9 protein-coding genes and 3 tRNA genes are annotated in these 6874 nt (G+C 71.6%); 4 read left to right on the forward strand and 8 right to left on the reverse strand.

Annotated features, from left to right (window positions below):
• Positions 1 to 106: 106 nt before the first annotated feature.
• The 6 genes from ACZ49B_RS07645 to ACZ49B_RS07670 form a co-directional block, all read right to left on the reverse strand.
• The gene (locus ACZ49B_RS07645; RefSeq protein ID WP_468301514.1) at positions 107 to 685 is read right to left on the reverse strand and encodes a TetR/AcrR family transcriptional regulator; all 579 of its coding nucleotides are present in this window, start codon (positions 683 to 685) and stop codon (positions 107 to 109) included.
• Positions 686 to 897: 212 nt separating this feature from the next.
• Entirely contained in the window at positions 898 to 1326 is a 429-nt protein-coding gene (locus tag ACZ49B_RS07650) for a MaoC family dehydratase (RefSeq protein ID WP_468301517.1), read from the reverse strand.
• A gap of 1 nt (position 1327) precedes the next feature.
• Positions 1328 to 1780, reverse strand: coding sequence for an FAS1-like dehydratase domain-containing protein (locus tag ACZ49B_RS07655; protein ID WP_468301520.1), 453 nt, complete (start codon positions 1778 to 1780; stop codon positions 1328 to 1330).
• Positions 1781 to 1901: 121 nt separating this feature from the next.
• Positions 1902 to 2066 (reverse strand): 50S ribosomal protein L33, encoded by a 165-nt coding sequence (gene rpmG, locus ACZ49B_RS07660; protein ID WP_007265873.1) that lies wholly within the window; start codon positions 2064 to 2066, stop codon positions 1902 to 1904.
• Between the two features lie 88 nt (positions 2067 to 2154).
• A tRNA-Met gene (locus ACZ49B_RS07665) sits at positions 2155 to 2227 on the reverse strand.
• 48 nt (positions 2228 to 2275) lie between these two features.
• Positions 2276 to 2348 (reverse strand) — tRNA-Thr (locus ACZ49B_RS07670).
• A 459-nt stretch (positions 2349 to 2807) separates the two neighbouring features.
• Between ACZ49B_RS07670 and ACZ49B_RS07675 the strand changes: the two genes are divergently transcribed.
• A complete protein-coding gene (locus tag ACZ49B_RS07675) occupies positions 2808 to 4115 on the forward strand; it encodes an amidohydrolase family protein (RefSeq protein WP_468301523.1) in 1308 nt (435 codons plus the stop codon).
• Positions 4116 to 4182: 67 nt separating this feature from the next.
• Positions 4183 to 4839, forward strand: a complete 657-nt coding sequence (locus tag ACZ49B_RS07680; protein WP_468301526.1) for an SDR family oxidoreductase — start codon at positions 4183 to 4185, stop codon at positions 4837 to 4839.
• A 7-nt stretch (positions 4840 to 4846) separates the two neighbouring features.
• Here ACZ49B_RS07680 and ACZ49B_RS07685 read toward each other — a convergent pair whose 3' ends face one another.
• A complete protein-coding gene (locus ACZ49B_RS07685) occupies positions 4847 to 5284 on the reverse strand; it encodes a DUF3574 domain-containing protein (RefSeq protein WP_468301529.1) in 438 nt (145 codons plus the stop codon).
• 38 nt (positions 5285 to 5322) lie between these two features.
• Here ACZ49B_RS07685 and ACZ49B_RS07690 point away from each other — a divergent pair, with 38 nt between their 5' ends.
• Positions 5323 to 5892 (forward strand): hypothetical protein, encoded by a 570-nt coding sequence (locus ACZ49B_RS07690; protein ID WP_468301532.1) that lies wholly within the window; start codon positions 5323 to 5325, stop codon positions 5890 to 5892.
• A gap of 94 nt (positions 5893 to 5986) precedes the next feature.
• On the opposite strand, the gene ACZ49B_RS07695 is transcribed toward ACZ49B_RS07690, so the two are convergent.
• Positions 5987 to 6068 (reverse strand) — tRNA-Tyr (locus ACZ49B_RS07695).
• Between the two features lie 200 nt (positions 6069 to 6268).
• Between ACZ49B_RS07695 and ACZ49B_RS07700 the strand changes: the two genes are divergently transcribed.
• Entirely contained in the window at positions 6269 to 6757 is a 489-nt protein-coding gene (locus tag ACZ49B_RS07700) for a YajQ family cyclic di-GMP-binding protein (protein WP_030163016.1), read from the forward strand.
• Positions 6758 to 6874 lie beyond the last annotated feature (117 nt).

Consider the following 6874-nt stretch of genomic DNA (forward strand, 5'->3'; position numbering starts at 1 on the left):
TCCCCCTGAGGGTGAGACTGACTTGTTAGTTATTGCTGACTAACTTTTGCGCCCATGAGAATCCGACGCACAGGGCGGGTGGCGGACCGACCGGCCGACCCGGGGCTCACTCCCCCGGCCGGCCCTCCGGGTCCTTGACGCGGGCGGAGGGATACAGCCCCTCCCAGACCCGGTGGCCGGGCGGGAAGCCCATGGCGGCCAGGGTGTTGATCAGCATCCCGTAGGCCATGAAGGTCGTGGTCTCGTTCACGTCGCCGCCGAGGGGCACGTGGACGGTGTCCCAGAGGTCCATCCAGCCCTTGCGGACGAGCTCACCGAGCTGGTGGTCTCCGGCAGCCTCGGCGGCGGCGACGGTGACGTACATCTGGAGCTGCATCTGGAGCTTGTCCGGATCCTCGGCGATGAGCCGGACGTACGCGTCGGCCATGGCGTGCGTGGCCTCTTCGCCCTCGAGCCCCTCGGCGGCGGCTGCGAACACCTCACGGGTGTCCCGCAGGCAGCGCTCGGCGGCGGCGAGGAAGATGGCCGGCTTGCTGGGGAAGAGCCGGAACAGGTACGGCTGCGAGACGCCGACGCGCTTGGCGATCGCCTCGGTGGAGGTCCCGTAGTAGCCGCCCCGGGCGAACTCGTGCATCGCCGCCCTGATGACGCTCTCGCGCCGCTCGTCCGCACTCATCCTTGCCATGCTTCGAAGTTAGTACTTAATCACTAACTTCGTCAACCCTTCCGGTACGCGGCGCGATCCGGCCCCGCCGGCAGCCGGATCCGGCCTCGCCGGAGTGCGCGGCGCGGGACCGGGGGCAGAGCCCCCGGGAACGGTGCCGCAGCCGCAAAGGCGCAGGCAGCGGCACCGGATCCGAGCGGGGTGCGGGCGGGGTGCGGCGGGGCCCGGGAGGGTCAGGCCAGGGTGACCAGGGCCCGGGACATGCCCAGGACCTTCTGGCCCGCGCTCATCGCCGTCAGGTCGACCCGCACGCGGTTGTCCTCCAGCTTCGCCGCAACCTTGGCCGTGACCTCGATCACCGCACCCGCGTCGTCGTTCGGGACCACCACCGGCTTCGTGAACCGCACGCCGTACTCCACGACCGCCCCCGGGTCGCCGACCCAGTCGGTGACCACGCGGATCGCCTCGGCCATCGTGAACATGCCGTGCGCGATGACGTCCGGCAGTCCGACCTCCTTGGCGAACTTCTCGTTCCAGTGGATCGGGTTGAAGTCGCCCGAGGCACCCGCGTACTTCACGAGCGTGGCCCGCGTCACCGGGAACGACGCCGCCGGCAGCTCGGTGCCGACCTCGACGTCGGCGTACTTGATCTGCGCAGTCATCTCAGGCCTCCTCGGGGGCGCGGGAGACGAGCTTCGTCCACGCCGTCACCACGTGCTCGCCGGTCTCGTCGTGGACCTCGCCGCGGATGTCGATGATGTCGTTGCCCGCCATCGACTTCACGGCCTCGATCGTGGAGGTCACCGAGAGCCGGTCACCTGCACGCACGGGGCGCGAGTACGCGAACTTCTGGTCGCCGTGCACGACGCGGCTGTAGTCCAGGCCCAGCTGCGGGTCCTCCACGACCTGGCCGGCCGCCGCGAAGGTGATCGCAAACACAAAAGTCGGCGGAGCGATCACATCGAGGTGGCCGAACGCCTTGGCGGCTTCGGGGTCGGTGTAGACGGGATTCTCGTCACCCACCGCAACCGCGAATTCGCGGATCTTCTCCCGGCCGACCTCGTACGGATCGGTGGGCGGGTAGCTACGCCCCACGAAGGACTGGTCGAGCGCCATGGCTCCCTACCTCCTGTTGAAAAAGACGGTCACGGAAACGATCACGGAAACGACACGAGGCCGCCCCCCGATGAAGGGGACGACCTCATGACGGTGCCTGTTATTCGAGACTTCGCTGGGGTCAGCGGGTCTCGCGGTGCGCGGTGTGCGAGTTGCAGCGCGGGCAGTGCTTCTTCATCTCCATGCGGTCCGGGTTGTTACGCCGGTTCTTCTTGGTGATGTAGTTCCGCTCCTTGCACTCCACGCAGGCCAGCGTGATCTTCGGGCGGACGTCGGTGGCAGCCACGTGAGTGCTCCTTGACGGACTATGGGACGGATGAACGCATAAAAGAGTAGCCGATCGGGAGACCGACCCCGCAATCGGCTACTGTGGGTAGCGGCGACCGGACTTGAACCGGTGACACAGCGATTATGAGCCGCTTGCTCTACCGACTGAGCTACGCCGCTTTGATGTGATCAGCTCCCCACCCGAGGGCGGGGAACCTCACTCACCAGAGCCCCAATGCGGAATCGAACCGCAGACCTTCTCCTTACCATGGAGACGCTCTACCGACTGAGCTATTGGGGCGAGCGATGAAGACATTACACGGTTGCCCGCCCATCGCCCAAATCCTTTGCGGGGACTGGGCTCCGAGGGGGCGGGCACGGCTTTCTCGATCAGCCCCCGGGCCGCTCCGGAGCCCTTTTCAGGGCAGATTGTGGCCGGGCTCACAAGTCTGCCGCCCCTGCAGCACGTCGAGCGCGCACGAAACGGCCGCTCGACCGCGGCCCGTTCGAGGCACAGGCCCGACGCGGCCCCTGCGAGGCACCCGGGACACGTGAAGCACGCGACACCCGACGGGCCCCGCGCGGCCGCCAGGGCGCGCGGGCGGGCACCACGGCGCGTGGGCACCACACCGGTACGACTATTGCGCTCCTCCGTGAAGCGGGGAGCCCTGCGCCCTAGGCTCTGAGCACGCTGCGTGATCTTGGGCCGCAGGCCGCGGCCACCCGGCCCAGGAACCGCCCGAGCCACCGCAGGAGCGCGATGTCCGACAGCCAGCCGCAGCAGCCCTCCTCCTCCCCGCGCAAGGGCCGCGGCGAGGGCGGCGGCCACGGGCCGCAGCGCCCGACGGGCAACGCGAACGCCGCCGCCGAGTCCGCCACCCTCCTGCTCACCGGGGCCCGCCTCACGGACGGCCGTACGGTCGACGTCCGGCTCGGCGCCGGCCGGATCCAGGCCGTCGGCACCGCGGGCAGCCTCCCCGTCCCCGCCCTCTCCCGGGTGGACCTCGGCGGCTATCTGCTGCTCCCCGCGCCCGCCGAGCCGCACGCCCACGGCGACACCGCCCTGACCGCCGACGGCGAGGGGCCCGTCTCGTACACCCCCGACGAGGTGCAGCGCCGGGCCACCGAGGCCGCCCTGCTCCAGCTCGGGCACGGCGCCACGGCCGTGCGCTCCCACGTCCGGATCGGCGACGTGCACGGCATCGGCCCCATGGAGGCCGTGCTCCAGGCCCGCCGCTCGCTGCGCGGGCTCACCGACCTGACCACCGTCGCGGTACCCCGCCTCCTCACCGGGGTCGCCGGCGCCGACGGGTTCGCCATGCTGCGGGACGCCGTGAAGATGGGCGCCTCCGTCATCGGCGGCTGCCCGGACCTGGACCCCGACCCGACGGGCTTCCTCGAAGCCGTCCTGGAACTCGCCGCCGAGCACGGCTGCCCCGTGGACCTGCACACGGACGGTGACGATCCCGGCCGCCTGGCCCGGCTCGCGGCGATGGCCGGCGGGCTGCGTCCGGGGGTGACGATCGGCCCCTGCGGCGGGCTGTCGCGGCTCCCGCTGGACGTGGCGCACCGGGCCGCCGACCAGCTGGCCGCGGCAGGCGTACGGGTGACCTGCCTGCCCCAGGGCGACTGCGCGGCCCTGGAACGCCGCGGCCTGCGCACCGCGCCCGTACGGCTGCTGCGCGCCGCCGGGGTCCGGGTCGCGGCCGGCAGCGGGGCGCTGCGGGACGCCGGGAACCCGGTCGGCCGCGGCGACCCGCTGGAGGCCGCGTTCCTGCTGGCCTCCCAGGGCGGGCTGCGGGCGGCGGAGGCCTACGCGTCGGTCAGCGGCGAAGCCCGGGAGGCCATGGGCCTGCCGGAGGTCCGGGTGGAGGCCGGGTTCCCGGCGGAGCTGCTCGCCGTACGGGGGGACCGGATCTCGGGGGTGCTGTCCCTGGCCTATAGCCGGATCGTGATCCACCGGGGCCGGGTGGTAGCCCGGACGAGTGCCGTACGGGAGTACTGCGACTCGGCGGTCGCGGTGGCCCTGGACCTGCCCCGGCAGGGCCGTGCGGAGCCCGGTCCCTGAGCGTTCGCCGGCCCGCCGGCGGACACGTTCGCGGGCGGGGGCGCCCGGCTCGTCGTACGGTCGGGGCATGCGCATCGTCATCGCGGGTGGACACGGTCAGATCGCGCTGCGGCTGGAGCAACTGCTCTCCGCGCGCGGGTACGAGGTCGCGGGCATCATCCGCGACCCGGCGCAGGGCGACGACCTGCGGGAGGCGGGCACCGAACCGGTGCTCTGCGACCTGGAGTCGGCTTCGGTCGAGCATGTGGCGGGCATTCTGCAGGGCGCGGACGTGGCGGTGTTCGCGGCCGGCGCGGGGCCCGGCAGCGGTGTCGGGCGCAAGGACACCGTCGACCGGGGCGCGGCGGTGCTGTTCTCGGATGCGGCCGAACGGGCAGGGGTACGGCGCTTCCTGATGATCTCTTCGATGGGTGCGGACGCGCACCACGAGGGCGACGACGTCTTCGACGTCTACCTGCGGGCGAAGGGGGAGGCGGACGACCACGTACGGACCCGGCTGGGCCTGGAGTGGACGGTCCTGCGGCCCGGGTCGCTGACCGACGACCCGGGGGCGGGGCTGGTGCGGCTCGAGGTGCGGACGGGTGGCGGGTCGGTGACGCGCGACGACGTGGCGGCCGTGCTGGCGGAGCTGATCGAGACCCCGGCGACGGCGGGGCTGACCCTGGAGCTGGTCGAGGGCTCGACCCCGGTCGCGGTGGCCGTCAAGGACGTCGCGGGCAACTGAGGCGCCCTCAGAACTCGGCGGTCACCTTGTCGTCGGAGCGCCCGACGGAGTCCTGCTGATACTGGGTCTCGTAGGCCTGCCGGATCCGTTCGATGCGCGCGCTGCGCTCGTCGGCCTCCTTCTCCGGGTACAGGAGCACCACCTCGTACGAGGTCTCGCGGATGACCTTGCCGTCCCGCTGCCACTGGCCGTGCCCGTCCTGGAGGGTGAGGCCCTCGGGGAAGGCGGGGGTGATCTCGCGGTCCAGGAAGCGCATGAAGTCCTGCTCCGCGACCGGGGCCCGGCCGCCCGGGCGTTCGGTGCCGAAGTAGAGCCTGGTTTCCTGGTAGGGCTCGCCCACATGGCTGTGCAGTGCGGCACCGACGAGGGCCGGGATCCCGGCCCCGAGGAGGGCGAGGAGCACGCCGCCGCCGACCTTCCCGCGCGTGTCAGAAATGAAGTTCACGACCGGAGAACGAACAGGGGATCAGGACGATGCGGCCGATGACCGGCTCCGACGTCGAACGGGCGGCAGCCGAAATGGTGTCGGCCCTGACCCCGCACGCCGGACGGGACTGGCAGGTGAAGGCCGGTTCGCTCGACTGGACCTGCTGGACGACGGCGGCGCACGTCGCCCACGACCTGCTGGCGTACGCCGCCCAGGTGGCCGCGCTGCCCTCGGACGCCTATCTGCCGCTGGACCTGCGCGTACGGGAGGCCACCCCGCCCGAGGCGGTCCTCCAGGTGATCGTGGCGGCAGCCCGGCTGCTGGGCACGGCCGTGGACGCGGCGCCGGAGTCCGCGCGGGCCTGGCACTGGGGCCCCTGCGATCCGGGCGGCTTCGCGGCGATGGGCGTGGCGGAGATCCTGCTCCACACGTATGACATCGCCCAGGGCCTGGCCCTCCCTTGGCTGCCGCCGGCGGGCCTCTCGGCGCCGGTCCTGGCCCGCCTCTTCCCGGACTCCCCGTCCGGCCCGGCCCCGGAGGTCCTGCTCTGGTCGGCCGGCCGGCTGGCCCTCCCGGCCCACCCCCGCCGCACCGCCTGGTCCTGGCGCGTGTCCCCCACGCCCTGACCGGATCCGGACGCGGAACCCCCGCGTTCGGATCACCGGGCATGCGAGAAGACCCCCGTCACTGCTTCCGCAGTAACGGGGGTCTCACATCGCGTGGCGGCGCCAGGGTTCGAACCTGGGTAGGCTGAGCCGGCAGATTTACAGTCTGCTCCCTTTGGCCACTCGGGCACACCGCCAAGAGACGTTGCCGTTTTTTCCGCCTTGCGGCGGCGCTCCCTGGCAACGACGTAAACAATACCTGATGTGCGCGGGTGCTTCGCCACCGGATTGATCAGCGCTTGGGGTGGGTGCGGTGGCTAGGCTTTGCGGAGCGGGCCGGGGATGTCGGGCCGCGCCCTCCGGGGCAATGACAGCCGATTTCAAGGAGCCACAGCACATGGCCGACTCCAGTTTCGACATCGTCTCGAAGGTCGAGCGGCAGGAGGTCGACAACGCCCTCAACCAGGCCGCCAAGGAACTCTCGCAGCGCTACGACTTCAAGGGCACCGGCGCCACCATCGCCTGGTCCGGCGAGAAGATCCTGATGGAGGCGAACTCCGAGGAGCGCGTCAAGGCCGTCCTCGACGTGTTCGAGACCAAGCTGGTCAAGCGCGGGATCTCGCTGAAGGCGCTCGACGCCGGCGAGCCGCAGCTGTCCGGCAAGGAGTACAAGATCTTCGCCTCCATCGAGGAGGGCATCTCGCAGGAGAACGCCAAGAAGGTCGCGAAGATCATCCGGGACGAGGGTCCCAAGGGCGTCAAGGCCCAGGTGCAGGGCGAGGAGCTGCGTGTCAGCTCCAAGAGCCGTGACGACCTGCAGGCCATCCAGGCGCTGCTCAAGGGCAAGGACCTGGACTTCGCGATCCAGTTCGTGAACTACCGCTGATCGCGGTTCCCCACCTGCCGTCCGGCGGGGGGGGGGGGGGGGGGGGGGGGGGGGGGGGGGGGGGGGGGGGGGGGGGGGGGGGGGGGGGGGGGGGGGGGGGGGGGGGGGGGGGGGGGG

Source organism: Streptomyces sp. NPDC031132 (assembly GCF_055570595.1).

Excerpts from the sequence above, each read along its gene's own strand:
- ACZ49B_RS07645 (WP_468301514.1), bottom strand. The coding sequence starts at position 685 with ATGGCAAGGATGAGTGCGGACGAGCGGCGCGAGAGCGTCATCAGGGCG.
- ACZ49B_RS07650 (WP_468301517.1), bottom strand. The coding sequence starts at position 1,326 with ATGACTGCGCAGATCAAGTACGCCGACGTCGAGGTCGGCACCGAGCTG.
- ACZ49B_RS07655 (WP_468301520.1), bottom strand. The coding sequence starts at position 1,780 with ATGGCGCTCGACCAGTCCTTCGTGGGGCGTAGCTACCCGCCCACCGAT.
- ACZ49B_RS07675 (WP_468301523.1), top strand. The coding sequence starts at position 2,808 with ATGTCCGACAGCCAGCCGCAGCAGCCCTCCTCCTCCCCGCGCAAGGGC.
- ACZ49B_RS07680 (WP_468301526.1), top strand. The coding sequence starts at position 4,183 with ATGCGCATCGTCATCGCGGGTGGACACGGTCAGATCGCGCTGCGGCTG.
- ACZ49B_RS07690 (WP_468301532.1), top strand. The coding sequence starts at position 5,323 with ATGACCGGCTCCGACGTCGAACGGGCGGCAGCCGAAATGGTGTCGGCC.
- ACZ49B_RS07700 (WP_030163016.1), top strand. The coding sequence starts at position 6,269 with ATGGCCGACTCCAGTTTCGACATCGTCTCGAAGGTCGAGCGGCAGGAG.